We start from the raw sequence: 17,803 nt of genomic DNA on the forward strand, positions 1-17,803 counted from the left end.
CAAGGAGCGCGGTGCTTCAGCCCGCGTGCGAAATTGCGAGAGAGCATCGAAAACGCGGGCTAAAGCACCGCGCTCCCCAAACAGGGCCTTTGGAAATTGGGTATGCCAATGTTCTACGTTCGATTCGGAACTTTCACTTACTCCTTGAGAAAGAACTTGATTCGGTGCGCCCGGTCACTGCGATTCGCGCATTCACTCATCGCCCCCGGAACTCCCTCCCTTTTTCCGAGAGTGCGCATGAGAAGCCGCAGGAAAGCTGTTTAGGTGCAGCAACGAGGTCAGCCAGGCGCAATCCATCCAGCAAGCTTGGTGCGGACGGCAGCGAATAGCTCTTGCGGATTGCTTCCGATCTTTCCTTCGAAAATAGCCTCATCGACAATTGCGATGCGACTGGATCGAATCAGAGAATCCTTTTTTAGGCCAGTGGCGGAAAAGGCGGGATCCGAGGACCGAAGAACGATCTCCAAGTCTTCGATTTGCCGCCGAATCTGGGTGCTAATCATTCACACGAGCCAAGAGTCGAATTCTCCGGGAATTTCGCGAATCAAAAGAACGGGTCGGAGCCTTCCTTGCTGTAGGTCGGTTTGGGGAAACCGAACCAAGACCAGATCGCCTTCGGAAATCATCCAGCCTGCTCGATGATGTCTTCCGGGCCGTAGAGGTCTTCCTCTTCTTCCATCCCTCGCATGGCACCTTCCAAAGAGAACGCAGCAAAGTCCTTCAGTTCCTTCTTCTCTTCACGAGTCTTCAGAAACTCGACGAATTCGAGAACCTCCGCCTGCTGGCCGGGAGCCAAACTCCCCACTGATGCAGCGATCTTTTCTGCGGTGCTCATGCAGAAACATTCGTTCAAAGCTGGCTTTTTGGCAAGTGGATCTTTCGGACCGGCTACACCGGAAATCTGAGTAGCGTTTGGACCGATCAATTTATACCCGAATTGAAGGTTGGTTCCTCGTTTGTGAACGGATGCGCTTCCCATTGATCGAAAAGAATGCCTCCGATTCCATTCATCATTCTTTCGAGTTCAGAAGAATGAAACCGTTGCTATAAGCTGCACGGTACGAGTGAGTGAATGCTGGGTAGTCGGGACGCTACGGCTCTTGCCGGACTGTTTAAGAGCCGAAGCTCGCTCGGGTTGCGGAATTCATTCCGTCCATTAGGATCGGCAAGTCAAAAAAAAGGCCCCAGGGCGTTAAACCCTGAGGCCTGTGTAGATAAGGGAAAATTGAGTGGTTTAGCGAGATGCCGACCGGATTACTTCGGGAGGGGGCCGAGTTTTACTCCCTCCGGATAGTATTTCCATCCATCACGGATCTGGATATTGTCATCCCAGGGGAGCTTGTATTTGCCCTCGGCAAGATCTTTCACCCACGTGAGATAATTCTCTTTCTCGCCTCCGGGTTTGCCGACGTAGGCCCGGCATCCAAGATTGAAGATATTGTTCTCGAGGGCCCAGTTCTCCCGTGCTTTGTCCACGAGCCTAGGGAAAAGTTCCGCGGTCACGATTTCCCACGGATTGCGGTGGCCTTGTTGCAAGACGTTTCCGTCATAGTTGCAAACGGTTCCTTCGCCAAAGAAGAAGGGAATTTTGATCCTGGGTAGGAGCGTTTCGCTCTGATACCGATGAGACTCAGGTTTTTTAGGGATTCAAACGATGCAGAATTGAGTCAAAAGATTAATTTTAGGCCGTGATTTTTGAGCCGCAGTGCTTGATTTTGGGTCTTCATCTACACTTTCGCATGTTCATCCCCCTTTCAGATTTGCTCTACCTATCTTCGGGGCAGGGCGATCCTTGGGTTCTGCTCCTCATGGGGCTGGGATTTGTTTTGTGCTATCCGGTTCAGATTCTCCAGTGGGCGCAGTCCAAGGGGTGGCTGGAGGTCGAGTGGAAGCATGTGATCCTCTTCTTCGGGGTAGTGCTGGGGCTCTATTTATTGGCCGCTTTTTTGGCAGTCGAGATTGGAGATGAAGAGCCAGCGCTGTGTTTGCTCGTGCCGTTGATCGTGCTAGCGCTGAAATTTGTGATTCATTGGGTCCTCTGGTTCACCGGTGTAGACAAGTGGCGGTATTGAAAGGGTGGGTTCCTTTGCGGGGACGAGGCGTTTGGTGCACCTGAGAAGCGGAGAGAGCCCTTGGAATTAGGCGTGCTCATCGTCGTCGGGGAGGGCTGATTGGCGATTAAATCGACAAGATCTGACAAGGATGCGCCCTTCCGCATTGCCTGTGGCGGGAGTTTTCCTCAACTTTGCGTGTAATGAGTCCTCCTAATTCCTCTGCATCCCCTCAGGTTCAGGACCTTGAGGTGAAAGATCCGCAAATTATTTTCGAGCGGGTCTGGTCCCAGCTCGAGGACGATATCGGGCAGGAAAACCTGATCTTTCCGAAAGAGATTTTCTGGCTCAACGGGTCGCCGGGAGCCGGTAAAGGCACGAATACCGGTTTCATTATGGAGACCCGGGATTTAACTGCGGACCCGATTACCGTGAGCCAGTTGTTGAAGAGTCCGGAGGCCCGGAAGCGGATGGATGCTGGCCTGCTGGTCGGCGACCGCGAGGTGACCGAGTTGGTTCTTCGGCGTCTGCTCGATCCGGAGTATCAACACGGTGCGATTGTCGACGGTTTCCCGCGGACGAAGGTGCAGGTCGAGTGTGTGAAGCAGCTTTATGCAAAGCTGGACGCTCTTCACCAAATGCATTTCGAAGGGACGAAGAGTTCTTTTCCCAAATGTCGGTTCCACATCATTGTGCTCTTCATTGACGAAGGGGAGAGCGTCAAGCGTCAGCTCAACCGAGGTCGTCAGGCGATTGTGCACAATGAGAAAGTGCGTGAGTCGGGAGTCGGTGAGGTTCGTGAAGTTCGCAAGACCGATTTGAATGAAGACGCCGCGCGCGGACGTTATCGGACTTTTAAGGAGATTACCTATCATGCACTTCGCGAGCTGCAGGAAGTCTTCCATTATCATTATATCGATGCGCAGGGTTCCCTGAAAGAGGTTCAGGACCGGATTATCGAGGAACTTCACTATCAGAGTTCGCTGGAACTTGATGAAGGGACCTATCGGAGGGTCGGGAGTTTGCCGATTGCTTCGAGCATGGCCATTCATGCCCGGCAGGAGCTGGTGGACCGTCTCGACTCCTATGAGGAGGGACAGAACGAATTGTTCGCGAAGGTGGTCGAGGATATTGAGAAGTATTTCCTGCCGATTATCAAACGCCATGCAATCTCGGGGATGGCTTTAATCAATACCGAGAACGAGATGTATCGGAACGATATGGCGATTGCGATGTTGATCGATGTCTTCTCCGAGCGCGGTTTTCACGCCGTGGTCGATATCCGCAAGGAATCCGTGCCCGTGCGATTTGATCTGGAGACGGGAGAGGTGCATCTCAAGGAGAAGCGTATTTACCGGGTGCGGGTCAATTTTGGCGGTTCCGATATTCGTAAGGGACGCTGACCCCGGAAATGGCTCGTTGAAGTGCTCGGCAGTGGCTGAGACTGGACGGTCAGCGCGGCGGGACTAAAGTAGTTGGCGTTTTTTCGAGTTTTTTATAGCGGATCAATGGGGACCTCGGCAGGGTAGTCGCATGGAGTTTGATCTGCAGAAAGATTTGAAGTCGGTTCTTTTCTCGGCGGAGGAAATTCAGGCACGGGTAAAACAGTTGGCGCAGGAGGTGGAAGAAACCTGTGCGGGCGATGAGGTGACCGTCATCTCCATCATCAACGGAGCCATGATTTTCACGGCGGACCTGATTCGCCGCATCCGGCTGCCGCTCCGGCTCGATTGCATCCGCGCTTCCTCCTACGGGGATGAAACCCGGCCGACTCACGCTCCCAAGCTTTTAGACTCGGTGCGTCTCGACGTCGAGGGGCGGCATGTTCTCCTCGTCGATGACATTCTCGATACCGGAAACACTCTCAAAACCGTTCGCGACGAGATGCTCGAACGGAATCCGGCCTCGGTCAGGACTTGTGTTCTTTTGGATAAAAAGGCCCGTCGGGCCGTGGAGTTTGAAGCGGATCTAGTCGGATTCGTGATTCCCGACGAGTTTGTCGTCGGGTACGGCCTTGATTTCGCCGAGCGGTACCGCCACCTGCCTTGCATCGGAATTCTCAAGGAAGAGAATCAGAGCGTCTGAGGCGATTCCTCAGGAAAACTGGATTTGGCCAGCGGCCGATTCCGGGAAGAAGCTGTCGCTCTTTCAATGAGAACGTTCTAAACCTCGAGCGATTCTGGATGGACTCGGTGGTTCGCTCAGGGGCGATGGGTTCCGTTTCGGGAGCCAAGTTCTGGTCCTGCTTTCCTCTTGTCAGAACGAAAAGGAATGCCTAGTTTTGCATTCTACGCTTTTCTATATGGCTTTCCCCCAGAAATCATCTCGTTCTGCCTTTACCCTGGTGGAGCTCCTCGTCGTCCTCGGTGTCATGGCTCTGTTTGTCGGTGTTTTTGCCACCGCTCTCCGGCCCGGTAGTCCGACTGTTGCCGTCGAAGGCGCGCAATCGCAGCTCGCCTCGCTTCTGACTCAGGCACGCGGGGTGGCGGTTTTGAAGAACGCTTCGACTAGACTCATCATTCATAACGACAGTGCAGGGGACGATGACCGGTATCTTCGTTTCGCCGGAATTGTTTACGCAGTCGATACCAGCGTTCCTGCGGACGGGAAGATTGACGAATGGTGGCCAGCAACGGACGGGATTACATTACCGCAAGGTGTTTACGCTCGCATCGACGACTGGGGGAATATGGAAACGGGTTTTAATTTGGAGTATATTTCCGACACTACGGAAGAATATGCTTACATCGAGTTTTACACCAACGGGACTGTGGCGAACGTCAGTGGCGGGCCGATAGGTTCCCCCATTTTAGCGGTCAGTACGGGTGAGCCCAATCCGAATGCCACTGGTGGGTTCGATGATCCAACGTTTAACGACGATAACGTGAGAGGCGCGATTGTTCGCCGCTACGGTTCGTTCGTCCTCTTGAATGAGCCCAACGCCTTTCCGACTGAGGTGCGGCCCTAGTTTTTGTGGAGGCTGAATATGGTAGTTTGTCATTCCATGTCTAATAGATCGAACAATTCTCAGCAGTCGGGCTTTTCGCTCGTAGAAGTCATTCTGGCCATTGGGGTATTTGCCCTCACGATTGTTGCCGTGATCGGTCTTCTTGGTCCCATCGCTCAGCAGGTTCGCGATTTGCAGGATACCAAGGTTGCGAACAGTCTGCCAGCTCCGATCCGCGAGGAGTTGAACCGGATTGGTTTTGAGTATTTCGTCGATGTGAAATCGGACGGGACCGCTCTCAAAGGTGTGTTTCCGACTGTGCTGTTTGGGACGATGGATGGATCGCGTGTGATTGGTTATACTGCTCTCGACGGCACGGTGATCACGCGGGACGGCAATTCGCCTCCGGGAATTCCCGAAGACGAGCGCTATTTTCTGATCGAATTAACGGCTGCCACTGGCAATCTCAATTACAACGACGGGGATGCGCATGTGGCGTTCCAAGTGGACATCTCTTGGCCTTATCGTTTGCCGGATGGATCCACGGTCCAACCAGAGGATCGCAAAAACTTTGAGTATTTCACCGCAATTGTTGTTGGAGAACCTTTCTGATGAAAAAACGAGCTACCCAAGGCTTTACCCTAATCGAACTTCTCGTCGCATCGGGTGTTACTGCTATCATCGTTGGACTGATGATCACGATGGTGAGCAATTTGCTCACTGCGTACAACCGGAGCAGCGGAGCTCTTTCGGCTCAGAGTCAGGCGGGATTCGTCCTCGACCAGCTGACGACAGAATTGGAAAGCCTAGTGGTGAGGAATACCGGCGATGTTATGCTTGCGGCGACGATCAGGGGGGGCACACAGACCGGCAAGGAATGGGGGCGTTCGGCCAAGCCGGCGGGGACTTCTTTGGTAATTCCCACAGAAGCGGATCCTGCAGGGGCACTAACTCCCATTGAAGATCTTCGCTTCGGAGTCGGTGGGGTATGGTTGCGGTTTTTTACGAGCGCACCGACCCTTTCCGGTGATCCAAATGGCGGAGTGCGGGCGGTTGGCTACCGGATGGAACTGGATAGAGTTACCTCGGCGGAGGATGCTCCGATTCAGTATATGCTCTATCGCGGTGAGGTCCGGGCTCAAGATACATTCAATCAAGGATACGATTTGAGTCCGGGAAGTGGAGATTACACGGCTGAAGTCGTTTTGTTGAACCCGGGTGACGACCAGATTATTGCCGGCAATGTAGTCGATTTCGGTGTTCGTTTGTATGACACCAATTCGGACCGTGAGAGAGAACTTGTCTTTCCTCTGAATTCCGGGGATACGAGCTATCTGGCTAGTGGAACGGGTACGGAGAAATATCCTCGTTCGGTGGAGGTGATGGTGAGAATATTGACACCGGAAGGAGTCCGATTGGTGGATGCAATGCGTAGTGGTAATTTGACTGGCCAAGATTGGTGGACAGTAGTTAATCAGAATTCCTCAGTATTCTCCAGGATGATCAATATTCCCTCGCGTCCGCTCTGAGCGGGTTGATTTCCCGAATCCGGGTGTCGTAATCCGGGGTTGGGTCAGTCCAGCCGTCCATCGGGCTGGTTTTCGTGGCAGCTGTCGCTCTAGCGAATTTCAGAAGTGATTTTTCGTAAAAGCTCGGCCCGATCCGCTCTTCAAATATTTTTCAAAAGTCCTCGCTTTCGCTGGGTCTCGGAAACTGATGGCGGTTTCAATGAACCATGGCCGAAATTTTGCGGTGTGTGGAACTGCGCCTTGATTGTGCTTGTTCAGGCGTGCCGGTAAATCTTCGGTGCATCCGGTGTAGTGAATCTCGGAGTGGTTCTCGCTCCTAAGAATATAGACGTATGTGAATTTTGGAGCTGGCATGCCAAGCCGTAGCTGAAGCCACTCTTGAAATTTCGATGCGGAAAGCCCGCCGCCGTCTTCCGGACTCTGGCGTGGCAGCCTTCGCTTGCGCTGTCGCTTTAGCGAATTTCAGAAGTGTCTTCTGGCGAAAGCTCGGCCCGATCCGCTCTTCAAATATTTTTCAAAAGCCCTCGCTTTCGCTAGGTCTCGGAAACTGATCGCGGTTTCAATGAACCATGGCCGAAATTTTGCGGTGTGTGGAACTGCGCCTTGATTGTGCTTGTTCAGGCGTGCCGGTAAATCTTCGGTGCATCCGGTGTAGTGAACCTCGGAGTGGTTCTCGCTCCTAAGAATATAGACGTATGTGAATTTTTGAGCTGGCATGCCAAGCCGTAGCTGAAGCGACTCTTGAAATTTCGATGTGGAAAGCCCGCCGCCGTCTTCCGGACTCTGGCGTGGCAGCCTTCGCTTGCGCTGTCGCTTTAGCGAAGGCTGGAGGCGCGGGACGGAATCGAACCGTCGAATAGAGGATTTGCAGTCCCCGGCCTTACCACTTGGCTACCGCGCCGTCACAAAGTAGAAGAGCCTTGCGGGAATTTCCTCAATGACAAGAAAAAAGGCCCAGAGAGTTTGATGGGCGACACGGAATCTCGCCGGGCCCCCTTGGCTATTGGTCTCCGGACGGGTCGGTTAAAAGGAAAAATCCGGCGGGAGGAGGACTTCGTCGATCTTTTGGATCAATCCGTTGGTGGTTTCGATGCCGGCATCGATAAACTGGGCGCCATTGATCGAGATGTCATTCTCCGCCACGTTGATGGTTACTGCCGATCCTTCGATGGATTTCAGCGAGCCTAGCTGAAACGACTCAGCGTATTCCTCTTGGGGCGCGATGTGGTAGAGTAGCAAAGCGACGAGAGCGTCGCGGTTCCGTGGCTTGAGAAGGGCGCGGATCGTGCCGTCCGGTAAGGACATAAAGGCAGCGTCCGTAGGGGCGAAAAGGGTGATGTGGTCGGCGTTGTTGAAGGATTCGGATAGGTTGGCCGCTTTAATCAAGGTAAACAAAATCTCCAAATCCTCCGTTCCTGAGAGGGTCTCGATCATTCCTGATCCGATCGGGGTCGCGGAGTCCAGAGTCTCGGCGGAAGGAGTAAGGTCGGCGGGAGCCGGGGCTTTCCCTGCCTCGCCAAAATGGGAAAGGATGACCAGAGGAACAAGGAGGAGACCAGTGCAACGGTTCATGGCAAAATATTCTTGGAAGATGCGGCGAACGAGGTGAATGCAGCAGAGAATATCATCTACTGGCTGCGAGTATAGCCTAAACTGGTCCCGAATTGGCGAAGGGGAGCGGACGTCAGTCGAGGTTCGGCTTAGGGGGCTACAGTGTTGCGGAAGGGAATCTCGTAGGTCCGGACTGCTTGAGCGGGAGGGCGGTCGACACGGGTCACGGTGCGAAACACTTGGAGGACTGATTGGTCGAAGAGGGAGTTGCCGGAGGAGCGGACAATGCGGGCGTTGGAAAGAGTCCCATCCCGGTTGACGCGGAAGCTCGCCACGGCGCGTAGTTCGCGTCCAGAGAGGCTGGGCGGGCGAATCCAGGCTGCGTTGAGGCGGGCTACGAGTGCTTCGCCATAGGTTGCGATCACGCGTTGTTCTGCTGCGCTCAGTCCTGCGGCAAGGCTGCGATCCGAGCTCGCGAGGAGGTCGTCGAGGCTGCTGCTGTCAAAACGGATATCGGGGACGTCGACGGGTCGGGGCCGGGGCGCTGGCTGAACCTTGCGGGTTGGCTCTGGTTTTCCTTGTTGTTTGATGAACTCCTCGTAGGAAATTTTTTTGGGCTTGGGCTCGGGTTTTGGTTCGGGCTTGGGTTCCGGTTTGGGTTCTGGCGGCTTCGGTTTCGGCTTGGGTTCCGGTTTTGGCTTGGGTTTGGGCTCCGGCGGTTTCGGAGGAGTGTTTTTCGGCCTCGATGCCTTGAGGGCATCCGCGGGCATGAGGATCAAGGACGAGAGATCGAGGTCCAGCGGCTCATCTTGGATTTTTTTCTTCTGGTTCTGGTCCTCGATGGTTTGTTGCGGGGGAGGGGGCATCGGGGGCGGTGGACTCCCGGCCATTTGCACGGCTTTGATTTCCTCTTCGCAGGAAACTAGTGAGACCACGAGGATAAGCAGCAGTAGCCCGGCATGGGTCCCGGAGACCCATTTCAAAACCTTTTTGTAGAGCGGGCTCATTGCTGCAAAGAAAGCAAAAATTGAGGAGGGGCTCAACCTTCTGCGTAAGAAACAACGACTCGCGTGAGTCCGAGGTTGCGCAGGATGTCCAGCACCTCGGCGACACTGCCGTACCGCACTTCACGATCTCCCCGGACGATAAAGATCCGGTCGTTCGTGTAGCCGCTGAGGATCTGCGAGAGGGCTTCTGTGTCGACCGCTTCGTTGCCGAAGAAGTAAGTGCCCTCACTGTTGATTGAGATCTGCACCGGATCCTGAGGTGCCTCGCGGACGATCTCTTCCGACTGGACGAGGCTCGGTAATTGAACTTCTACCGGTTGCTCCAGCAGGGGCGTGGTGATGATGAAGATGATGAGAAGGGCGAAGGCGAGATCGAGCAGTGGGGTGACGTTGATCTCCGACATTGCGCCGAGTTCGCGCTTGCTCTGAAAGCGTCTTGCCACGGTCGTCTCAGTTTAGCGGGATTCAAGTTCGAGGCGGTCGGCCACGGAACTTGCAAAATTTTCCAACTCCATCGTCATCCGGCGGACCCGGGCGAGGAGATAGTTGTAGCCGAAAACGGAAGGGATCGCCACTCCGAGTCCGGCGACGGTGGTGAGGAGCGCGCCCGAGACCCCTGGAGCCAAACTCTTGAGGGTGGCGGAGCCCGCCAGTGCCACGCCCCCAAACGAGTCCATGACCCCCCAAACGGTTCCGAGGAGGCCCAGAAATGGGGCGCCAGTCACAATCGTAGCCAACATGACCATCTTGCCTTCGTAGTTCACGGTCTCCCGGGCGATTACGCGCTGGAGAGCGTTCTCCACTTGGTTCATACGCTTCGGATGTTCGCTCTCGGTGGCCCCATCCCAGCGGTAGAATGCCTGGATCGCCGCGACAACCAGTGTGGCGTACGGGTTTTTCCGCGTTTGCAAGGTAGTCAGGTCGAGATCGATGAGGGGCTGTCCACGGTTGAGCGACTGTTCGAAGCGGAGATTGCCCGAGCGAATTCGGTTCAACTCGAAGCCCTTGGCGATCATGACCGTCCAGGCCACGACGCTCCCAATTGCCAACAGGATGATGATCCCTTGCCCGGCTAGGTTGGAAAGGAAAAAGTAAGTGAAGACCGACGGATCGGCAGCGGCGAGAAATTCAGTGGCGATCATTGTGGAAAGGCTCTTCGAGTGGATATGGCAATGCCTGCCCCGGGCTCAACTGTAAATTCTTCACAGAGCGATAATTTGCAGGGAAATCGATCGGCAGGCGTCCCAGCTTTCCCGTTTTTTGCCCGAATGGGTCTCAGGAGAGGGCGGAAATTTGATTAGAATCGCTGGAGTCATCGTTGAATATTTTTAATTGTATGCGCAGATGCGCAAAAATCGGTAAGGGAGTGAGGGGAAATGAGTTGCCGGACGATGGCGGATTCGCTTTGTTCGCGAGATGGATATCAAGCAGACTGCCATTGAAGAACTCTCGGCTAAGAGTAGTGAAGCATCGAGTCGTTCGGTTCTTGTAGGACTGGACGGATTTGTCGATATCATCATCAACCCCGTCGATCAGCGTTTTGGTCCCGGCGATAATTATCAGCCGATCCGTGATATGAGCACCTTCGGGAAGCGTATCCTCGCGGCCGCCGGGAAGAGCACCAACATCGAGATGGGCAAGAAGATGGAGAAGCTCGGCGGGAATGGCCCCATCCTCGCCAACGCAATTCTGAATGCTGGATTTCCTACCCGCTACATCGGTGCCCTCGGCGACCCCTTAATTCACCCTGTTTTCGAAGATTTTGCCAAACGCACGGAAGCTGTCTCTTTGGCAGAACCGGGCGTTACCCACGCCCTCGAGTTCCGCGATGGGAAAATCATGCTCGGCCTGATGGACTCGCTGGAAAAGGTGACCTACTCCAGCATGGTAGATAAGATGGGTGAGGGTGCCTTCATTGATCTGCTGTCTCGCACCGATCTCTTTGCGATCGTCAACTGGACGATGCTGCCTTACTTGACACAAGTCCTGCAAGCGCTCGTGGATCAAGTCTATCCGAATCTCGGCCCCCGGGATCACCGGAGCTTCTTCTTCGACCTCGCCGATCCGGAAAAACGCTCCGACGACGATCTCACTGCAGTTCTCCGCCTTCTTCATCGATTCTGCGCCTTCGGCTCCACCACCCTGGGTCTCAACCTGAAGGAAGCCCAACACGTTTCCCGTGTTCTGGGTCTGCCCGTGGGTGAATCCAATGCCGAGGACATTATGGGAATGGCCCGGGATATCCGGAACGAGCTCAGCCTCGACTGCGTGGTGGTGCACCCGACCGATTCGGCTGCCTGCGCGACGAAGGACGACACTTTTTATACCAAAGGGTTTTTCACCCCCGATCCAATGATCACCACCGGGGCCGGCGATCACTTCAACGCCGGATTTTCCGTCTCCCGGTTGCTCGGCTTGTCGCCGCAATCCGCACTGATCGTGGGATGTGCTTTCTCCGGATACTACGTTCGCTCCGCAGAGAGCCCCTCTCTCAGCTCCATTGGATCCTTCCTCCGCAAAACCGAATTTGCGACTTTGGAGGACTGATTTCTTTTGCCGGTAACGATTTGAATGTCGGCGCCTTTGCATTGCGGAGGCGCCGATTTTTTGAGCTCGTGCATTGTCAATCAATTTTAACCAGACAACTGATATAACCAGAAATGGAGGATTCCTGCTCATTTTCGATGGGGGAGAGGTTTTGACGCTCGTCAATCGAAGGAAAGATTTGCTAGAACATCTTTATGTCGAAAGAAGCTCCTGAACGTAACGGATTGCTGATTTCCTTCGAAGGTTCGGAGGGAAGTGGTAAGACGACCCAGATCAGTCTCCTCTCCGATAAATTGGAGGACGCGGGGTATGATGTGGTGGTGACCCGGGAGCCGGGAGGCACGGAACTCGGTGAAGAGATCCGCCACCTGCTCAAGCATTCAAAAAGCGGGAATGGAATGGTCCCTGAGGCGGAATTGCTCCTCTTTGCCGCCGCGCGAGCCCAGTTGGTGCGGGAAAAAATTCTGCCCGCGCTGGACGAAGGGAAGATCATCATCTGTGACCGCTTCCTGGATTCGACGACCGTTTACCAAGGAGTGGGACGCCAGCTCTCCAAGGAGCCCGTCACTGTGATCAACCGATTCGCAGTCGGTGATTTTATGCCCGATTGGACGATCATTCTGGATGTGCCCGCAGAGGTCGGGATCGAGAGAATTCGTCACCGGGCCTCGGATATCCCGGACCGCATGGAGTCCGAGAACATCGAATTTTACCGGGCGGTCCGTGAGGGCTACCTGCTTCTCGCCAAATCGCTGCCGGATCGCTACTCCGTTTATGACGGTGCGCAGCCGAAAGAATTGGTTGAGGACGAAATCTGGGAAGAAACTCAGGAGCGGTTCTTCCGCAATGACTGATACTATCGAAGCCCCCAGGGATCCGCACCGCATTCTGACTGAGGCCTGGGAGAAAGGCCGCCTCGGCCATGCCATCCTGCTCTATGGTCCGGCTTCGAGTTCTCTGGAAAATGTGGCTTTCGCATTAGCCTCCCAAATCCTCGGAGTCGACGGTGTCCCTACGAAGCATCCCGATTGTTCGGTTGTCCGCCCAGTCAATAAAATGCGGCAGATCGGTGTCGATGCGATGCGCCGTTTGGTGCGGACTGTGAGTCACTCGGCCAATCAGGGTGGGCGGAAGGTCGGAATCGTTCTCGATGCTGATCGGATGAATTTGCAGGCTTCGAATGCGTTCCTAAAGACTTTGGAAGAGCCACCCTCGGATACGACCCTGTTTCTGCTGAGCACCCGGCCAAACGACCTGTTGGATACGATTCGTAGTCGTTGCATGAGTTTTAAAATCTCGGGAGACTCCGTTGCCATTGAGGGGCCGGAGTGGGAATCGTGGAGTCGGGATTTTGAAGAATGGCTTTCTCGCATTGAGGTCCCCCCGGCAAATCAGAAGGATGTGGCCGAGACGGTCATGCGGCTTTACGGGCTGGTTCAACGTTTCCAAGAATGCTTGAGTGCCCTCTCGGCACGCCGGCTTGAGGCGGCAGTCGCTGATTTTCCTGAAGATGTTGAAGATGAGGAGAAAGTCGCAATTGAGGCGGGAATCGAGAGAGGGGCTCGGCAGGATCTACTTGCTGGGATTGAGGCGGTTCTCCGCGATTGGGTCGTGAGCCGTACAGCTGAAGGTAACGCGATGGCCGATCGTGCCCGTAAGCTAGTCCTCGCCGTTGAGGAAACCGAAGGAACCTCTGGATTGCTGGCCTTGAATTTCAATGGAGTCGCGGCAGTGGAGCAGTTGATGATTCGCGTTCTCCGAATCTGGAGCCGCCAGTAGCGAAATTTCCTCTGGTCACTCGCCAATCTTCCCAGATAGAAAGAGTTTATGCTTATTAAGTTTCTTCATACCCGTATCCGGGTCAGCGACCTGGAAAAATCGATTAATTTCTACTCCTCAACCTGTGGTTTTGAGGTCTTTAAGCGGAACGACAAGTCCCCCTCGGGCAATCAGATCGTTCACCTTCAACTGCCAGGCAATGAGCACATGCTCGAGCTGACCTACTCGCCGGATTACAAAGTCGAGTTTCCTGAGGACTTGATGCACACCTGCATCGGGGTCGACGACATCGTTGAATACTGCGGGAAGCTGGAGGATCTTGGGGTCGAGGTTTGGCCTGGGGATTGGAAGGATAAGTTTACCTCTGGTGGCAACAAGATGGCCTTCATCACGGATCCTGACGGATACGAGGTGGAGATTCTGGAGAATTGAACGCGGAGTCCAGGTCAGGGCCGACGGAGGTCTTTCCCCCGTCGTTGCGGCTTCTCTATCCCTTCAACCCGCAGCGGATTTCCACTAATACGGGTGAGATCTCAGTCGTGGTCGAGGGTGACGGTCCAGCGGTCGTCATGGTCCATGGAAACCCCTCTTGGTCGTTCCTTTTTCGGGATGTTATCCTCGCGCTTCGCGATCGCTTTCGGTGCATAGCCCCGGATCATCAGGGCTGTGGGTTCTCCGCCCCTCAACCGCACCGGATGCGCATGGCTGAACACTCGCGCAATTTGGGCACAGTTCTCGACGAGCTCGGAGTTGAAAAGTTTATCCTCATCGCCCACGACTGGGGAGGGGCGATCGGAGCTCACCAGGCCGGACTTCATCCGGACCGAGTCGCCGGGATTGTATTTCTGAACACTGCGGCCTTTCCTCTCCAGAGGATGCCTTGGCAGATCCGGCTGGCCCGCGTCCCGCTGCTCGGACGGTTCCTGATGGAGCATTATAACGCCTTTGCCCTGGGGGCAGCGAAGCAGGGTGTGGTATCTCCTCTGCGTCCGGCTGCGGCCGATGGATTGCTCTATCCGTGGTTGGAAAAAGACTCTCGGAAAGCGGTCTCCGCCTTTGTCGAAGACATCCCTTGGACCTCTAAGCATCCTTCTCGGAAAACGATCGAGGAAACCGAAAAAAATCTGGAAGGCCTTAAGGATAAACCCTGCCTCCTCGCGTGGGGGATGGAGGATTTTTGCTTCGATGAAAAGTTTTTGGAGGAGTGGATTCATCGCTTCCCCAATGCAGAAGTGGAGCGATATCCGCGTGCGGGACACTATGTCTTCGAAGACGGAGGTGGCCCTCTGATTGAGCGCATAGAAGCGTTCGTTGATTCTGTGGCTTACTGAGCCTTCCCGAAATCAGGGTCCTAGGACTCTCTCAATGCCCTGTTGTTGGTAACCTGGTCGAGAATAATTGACGCAATCGTTTTTGATCCTCTCGTCTCGGGGCTGGATTTCTCTTTGCCATGAAGGGTGGCTCACCTCAGCGTCCCGATTGAAGATTTATTTTGACGATGCAACTTCTGGGTCCATGGGAAATCACTTTTGTCGCCATCTATTTGGCGGCCGTCCTTTTCGGGGGCTGGGTAGTGTCGCGGCGCAAAGGGGGGACCGAAGATTTCTTTCTCGGGGGGCGTTCGATTCCTTGGCCCGCTGTCCTCTTGTCGATCACTGCCACGGAGATTAGCGCGGTCACATTTCTGGGGATTCCGGGGACCGGATATGGCGAAGATCTGAGCTATCTGCAGTTGGGGGTGGGGTCGTTGCTGGCGAGGTTTCTTGTGGCATTTTTGTTTCTCGGAGCCTTTTACCGGAGCCAGTGCGTTTCCATTTATCAGTATTTGGGAGAACGGTTCGGGAAGGTTTCGCATCGGACCTCCGCAGTGTTTTTTCTGGTTTCCCGAATCAATGCCTCAGCTATCCGTCTGTTGCTGGCGGCTGCAGGGCTGTCTTTGTTTTTTGGCGTCCCGATTTGGGTCGCTGTGCTCGTCTTTTCCGGGGTTGCCTTGGTCTATACAAGTTCCGGAGGGATCCGGGCCGTGATCTGGACGGATTGCATTCAGGCCGCTGTTTTCATTGCCGGAGGAATTGCTGTCTTCGTTTACCTCACGAGTCAGGTCGGTTTTGGGGAATTCTGGGAAATGGCCCAGGAATCCGGAAAACTCCAGATCTTTCATTGGAATGTCTCCCCCGGAGAAAGTTGGTTTTCGGATTGGAACCTTTTTTATCTGGCAGCCCTAAATGGGCTGGTGATGACCTCGGCTGCTTTGGGATGCGATCAAGACCTGACTCAGCGGATGTTAACCTGTCGTTCCGTGGGGCGGGCTCGCTGGAGCGTGATACTGAGTGGATTTCTCGGGATTCCGATAGCGGGACTTTTTCTCCTTTCTGGGGTGGCTCTTTGGGCTTGGGTACAGGCAGAGGGAGTCGTCGTGCCGGCGGAGGTCGGGACGAACGACATTTTTGCCTGGTTTATTGCCGAGGTCGCTCCGTCGGGTCTGCGAGCTTTGCTCTTTATTGGGATTCTGGCGACCGCAATGTCGAGTCTCGATTCGGCACTCAACGCCCTGAGCTCGTCGGTGGTCTACGATCTCGTCGGGGAACGTTTTCGCCAATCGGTGGCTTTCTCCCGCTGGGGGATTGTTTTCTTCGGGTGCGCCTTGGCAGGTATTGCCATTTTACTTTCTGACTATCAGGAGAGCTTCGTCTGGCTTGGCTTCAAGATAGGGGGAGTTACCTACGGAGCTTTACTCGGGATCTTCCTGCTCGCGCTGACCACCCCCCCGCGAGTTGGTCATGATTGGGGTAACGTGATTGCGATGCTTTTGGGGACGGTGGTGTCCGCAATTCTGCTTTTGAGTTCGGAGATGGATTGGATTTCCCTTGGCTGGACTTGGATCCCGCTCATCAATGTGGCCATGACCTTCCTCCTTGCATTTTGTTTTCGCAGTGATCGCGGCGATTCTTCGGAGTGGTCGAGTTCGAAACCGGTAAGCTAGATTGATATGGGTAAGATTGGTGTAATTTTAGGATGTGGATACGTCGGTTCGGCCGTAGCCCGGCAGTGGATGGCAGAGGGCGTCGAAGTGTGGGGCGTCTCTCGCAATGCCGAAACTCTCTCCCAGATTCAGGGAGAAGGTTTTCATCCAGTTGTAGCCGAGGTGGATGACGTGGAGTGGCATGATCAAGTGCCAGCGGAGCCAGACTTTGTTTTGAACTGCGTGAGTTCGGCCGCGTTGGGGATTGAGGGCTATCGAAAGTCATACCTCGGGGGCAATGAATCGCTCCTCCGTTGGGCTCGGAATAGGAAGCCGGGAAAGGTAATTTATACGGGATCGACGGCGGTCTATCCTTTTACGGATGGGCGTGAAGTCTGGGAGGATGACGCCGGTGGTGATTTGTCGGATACGGGCGAGGTTGTTCTCGAGTCAGAGAAAATGCTTCTCGAGGACGCAGAGCTGGGGCCGCGTGCGAGTGTGCTGCGCTTGGCGGGCATTTACGGGCCGGGTCGGCACCATTTGTTGGATCAAGTCCAGAAGAGCTCGGGAGTCCTGCCGGGGAGAGGGGATTACTATCTGAACTTAATCTTCCTGGATGATATTGTCTCTGCGGTGATGGCAGTCTTCGCGTCCGGAAAATCTGGCGGACGGGTCTATAATTTGGCGGATGGAAATTCACCGACCAAAGAAGAAATGGTCGCTTGGTTGGCGGACAGAATCGGCTGCCCGGTTCCGGTTTTCGATCCGAATGCAACAGGGGGTCGCCGCATGCGCGTAAACCGCGCTGGAGGTTCGCCGAATCGAAGAGTTAAGATTGATCGGATAAGATCTGAGGTCGGCTGGGAGCCCGCCTTTCCTTCTTTCCGCGAAGGGTTCACAAAACTCGGATACTGATCGAACGAATACAAAAGGAACAGAAATGAAAAACTATTGGTTGATGAAGTCGGAGCCCGATGCGTTTTCGATCGAGGATCTGGAGAAACGCGAAAACGGAACCGAGCCTTGGGATGGTATTCGCAATTATCAGGCCCGCAATTTTATGCGGGACGATATGAAAATCGGCGATGCCGTACTTTTTTATCATTCGAATTGTAAAACTCCAGGAGTTGTCGGCGTGGCGGAAATCGCCTCGGAGGCCTATCCCGACCCGACGGCCTTTGATTCTAAATCGAAGTATTTCGATGAAAAATCCGATCCGGAAAATCCCCGTTGGATTCTGGTGGATGTGCGATTCGTCGATAAGCTTCCTCGCACAGTATCACTTTCGGAAATGAAAGAGACGGCGGCATTAAAGGATATGAAAATCTTGCAGAGAGGAAACAGACTCTCCATCACTCCCGTCGCGAAAAAAGAATTCGATCACATTTTGAAAATGGCGAAGTCCTGATTGGGCGAGGAATCATTTTGCC

General features: G+C 54.4%; 22 protein-coding genes, 1 tRNA gene and 1 pseudogene. 14 read left to right on the forward strand and 10 right to left on the reverse strand.

Annotation, left to right across the window (positions count from 1 at the left end; genetic code table 11):
- Positions 1–278 precede the first annotated feature (278 nt).
- The 3 genes and pseudogenes from H5P30_RS20545 to amiF form a co-directional block, all read right to left on the reverse strand.
- Positions 279–503, reverse strand: coding sequence for a type II toxin-antitoxin system PemK/MazF family toxin (locus H5P30_RS20545; RefSeq protein WP_185694792.1), 225 nt, complete (start codon positions 501–503; stop codon positions 279–281).
- Between the two features lie 119 nt (positions 504–622).
- Complete coding sequence (locus tag H5P30_RS21930) at positions 623–979, reverse strand: hypothetical protein (RefSeq protein WP_221774425.1); 357 nt, start codon at positions 977–979, stop codon at positions 623–625.
- Between the two features lie 275 nt (positions 980–1,254).
- Positions 1,255–1,581, reverse strand: a pseudogene (gene amiF / locus H5P30_RS20555) (formamidase); the annotation flags it as partial.
- A 158-nt stretch (positions 1,582–1,739) separates the two neighbouring features.
- On the opposite strand from amiF, the gene H5P30_RS20560 reads away from it, so the two are divergent.
- From H5P30_RS20560 to H5P30_RS20585, 6 genes are all read left to right on the forward strand, one after another.
- Positions 1,740–2,072 (forward strand): hypothetical protein, encoded by a 333-nt coding sequence (locus H5P30_RS20560; protein ID WP_185694793.1) that lies wholly within the window; start codon positions 1,740–1,742, stop codon positions 2,070–2,072.
- 182 nt (positions 2,073–2,254) lie between these two features.
- Positions 2,255–3,454: a nucleoside monophosphate kinase gene (locus tag H5P30_RS20565; RefSeq protein WP_185694794.1), complete on the forward strand. Its 1,200-nt coding sequence runs from the start codon at positions 2,255–2,257 to the stop codon at positions 3,452–3,454.
- Positions 3,455–3,584: 130 nt separating this feature from the next.
- Positions 3,585–4,136, forward strand: a complete 552-nt coding sequence (hpt, locus tag H5P30_RS20570) for a hypoxanthine phosphoribosyltransferase (RefSeq protein WP_185694795.1) — start codon at positions 3,585–3,587, stop codon at positions 4,134–4,136.
- A 217-nt stretch (positions 4,137–4,353) separates the two neighbouring features.
- Entirely contained in the window at positions 4,354–5,019 is a 666-nt protein-coding gene (locus H5P30_RS20575; protein WP_185694796.1) for a prepilin-type N-terminal cleavage/methylation domain-containing protein, read from the forward strand.
- A gap of 36 nt (positions 5,020–5,055) precedes the next feature.
- Complete coding sequence (locus tag H5P30_RS20580) at positions 5,056–5,610, forward strand: type IV pilus modification PilV family protein (RefSeq protein WP_185694797.1); 555 nt, start codon at positions 5,056–5,058, stop codon at positions 5,608–5,610.
- On the forward strand, positions 5,610–6,527 hold the full coding sequence (locus H5P30_RS20585; RefSeq protein WP_185694798.1) for a PulJ/GspJ family protein: 918 nt from the start codon (positions 5,610–5,612) through the stop codon (positions 6,525–6,527). The genes H5P30_RS20580 and H5P30_RS20585 overlap by 1 nt, the downstream gene beginning before the upstream one ends.
- A 99-nt stretch (positions 6,528–6,626) precedes the next feature.
- Here H5P30_RS20585 and H5P30_RS22585 read toward each other — a convergent pair whose 3' ends face one another.
- From H5P30_RS22585 to H5P30_RS20620, 7 genes are all read right to left on the reverse strand, one after another.
- On the reverse strand, positions 6,627–6,881 hold the full coding sequence (locus H5P30_RS22585) for a GIY-YIG nuclease family protein (RefSeq protein WP_185694799.1): 255 nt from the start codon (positions 6,879–6,881) through the stop codon (positions 6,627–6,629).
- A gap of 108 nt (positions 6,882–6,989) precedes the next feature.
- Positions 6,990–7,244: a GIY-YIG nuclease family protein gene (locus tag H5P30_RS22590; RefSeq protein ID WP_185694800.1), complete on the reverse strand. Its 255-nt coding sequence runs from the start codon at positions 7,242–7,244 to the stop codon at positions 6,990–6,992.
- A gap of 109 nt (positions 7,245–7,353) precedes the next feature.
- Positions 7,354–7,428, reverse strand: a tRNA-Cys gene (locus H5P30_RS20600).
- A gap of 122 nt (positions 7,429–7,550) precedes the next feature.
- Positions 7,551–8,099 (reverse strand): fasciclin domain-containing protein, encoded by a 549-nt coding sequence (locus tag H5P30_RS20605; RefSeq protein ID WP_185694801.1) that lies wholly within the window; start codon positions 8,097–8,099, stop codon positions 7,551–7,553.
- Positions 8,100–8,227: 128 nt separating this feature from the next.
- Entirely contained in the window at positions 8,228–9,085 is an 858-nt protein-coding gene (locus tag H5P30_RS20610) for an energy transducer TonB (protein ID WP_185694802.1), read from the reverse strand.
- Positions 9,086–9,117: 32 nt separating this feature from the next.
- Positions 9,118–9,528: a biopolymer transporter ExbD gene (locus H5P30_RS20615; RefSeq protein ID WP_185694803.1), complete on the reverse strand. Its 411-nt coding sequence runs from the start codon at positions 9,526–9,528 to the stop codon at positions 9,118–9,120.
- Between the two features lie 12 nt (positions 9,529–9,540).
- Positions 9,541–10,227 (reverse strand): MotA/TolQ/ExbB proton channel family protein, encoded by a 687-nt coding sequence (locus tag H5P30_RS20620; protein WP_185694804.1) that lies wholly within the window; start codon positions 10,225–10,227, stop codon positions 9,541–9,543.
- Between the two features lie 274 nt (positions 10,228–10,501).
- Between H5P30_RS20620 and H5P30_RS20625 the strand changes: the two genes are divergently transcribed.
- From H5P30_RS20625 to H5P30_RS20660, 8 genes are all read left to right on the forward strand, one after another.
- Positions 10,502–11,632 (forward strand): carbohydrate kinase family protein, encoded by a 1,131-nt coding sequence (locus tag H5P30_RS20625; RefSeq protein ID WP_185694805.1) that lies wholly within the window; start codon positions 10,502–10,504, stop codon positions 11,630–11,632.
- 194 nt (positions 11,633–11,826) lie between these two features.
- A complete protein-coding gene (gene tmk / locus H5P30_RS20630; RefSeq protein WP_185694806.1) occupies positions 11,827–12,486 on the forward strand; it encodes a dTMP kinase in 660 nt (219 codons plus the stop codon).
- Positions 12,479–13,411, forward strand: coding sequence for a DNA polymerase III subunit gamma/tau (locus H5P30_RS20635; protein WP_185694807.1), 933 nt, complete (start codon positions 12,479–12,481; stop codon positions 13,409–13,411). Before tmk ends, H5P30_RS20635 begins: the two co-directional genes overlap by 8 nt.
- A 48-nt stretch (positions 13,412–13,459) precedes the next feature.
- Positions 13,460–13,843, forward strand: coding sequence for a VOC family protein (locus tag H5P30_RS20640; RefSeq protein ID WP_185694808.1), 384 nt, complete (start codon positions 13,460–13,462; stop codon positions 13,841–13,843).
- Positions 13,840–14,742, forward strand: coding sequence for an alpha/beta fold hydrolase (locus H5P30_RS20645; RefSeq protein ID WP_185694809.1), 903 nt, complete (start codon positions 13,840–13,842; stop codon positions 14,740–14,742). Before H5P30_RS20640 ends, H5P30_RS20645 begins: the two co-directional genes overlap by 4 nt.
- Positions 14,743–14,909: 167 nt before the next feature.
- Positions 14,910–16,394 carry a sodium:solute symporter family transporter gene (locus H5P30_RS20650; protein ID WP_185694810.1) on the forward strand — a complete coding sequence of 495 codons (1,485 nt, stop codon included), beginning with the start codon at positions 14,910–14,912 and terminating at the stop codon, positions 16,392–16,394.
- 6 nt (positions 16,395–16,400) lie between these two features.
- Complete coding sequence (locus H5P30_RS20655) at positions 16,401–17,288, forward strand: NAD-dependent epimerase/dehydratase family protein (RefSeq protein WP_185694811.1); 888 nt, start codon at positions 16,401–16,403, stop codon at positions 17,286–17,288.
- A 25-nt stretch (positions 17,289–17,313) separates the two neighbouring features.
- Positions 17,314–17,781 carry an EVE domain-containing protein gene (locus H5P30_RS20660; RefSeq protein ID WP_185694812.1) on the forward strand — a complete coding sequence of 156 codons (468 nt, stop codon included), beginning with the start codon at positions 17,314–17,316 and terminating at the stop codon, positions 17,779–17,781.
- Positions 17,782–17,803: the final 22 nt, after the last annotated feature.

The organism is Puniceicoccus vermicola (assembly GCF_014230055.1).
Classification (GTDB): domain Bacteria; phylum Verrucomicrobiota; class Verrucomicrobiia; order Opitutales; family Puniceicoccaceae; genus Puniceicoccus; species Puniceicoccus vermicola.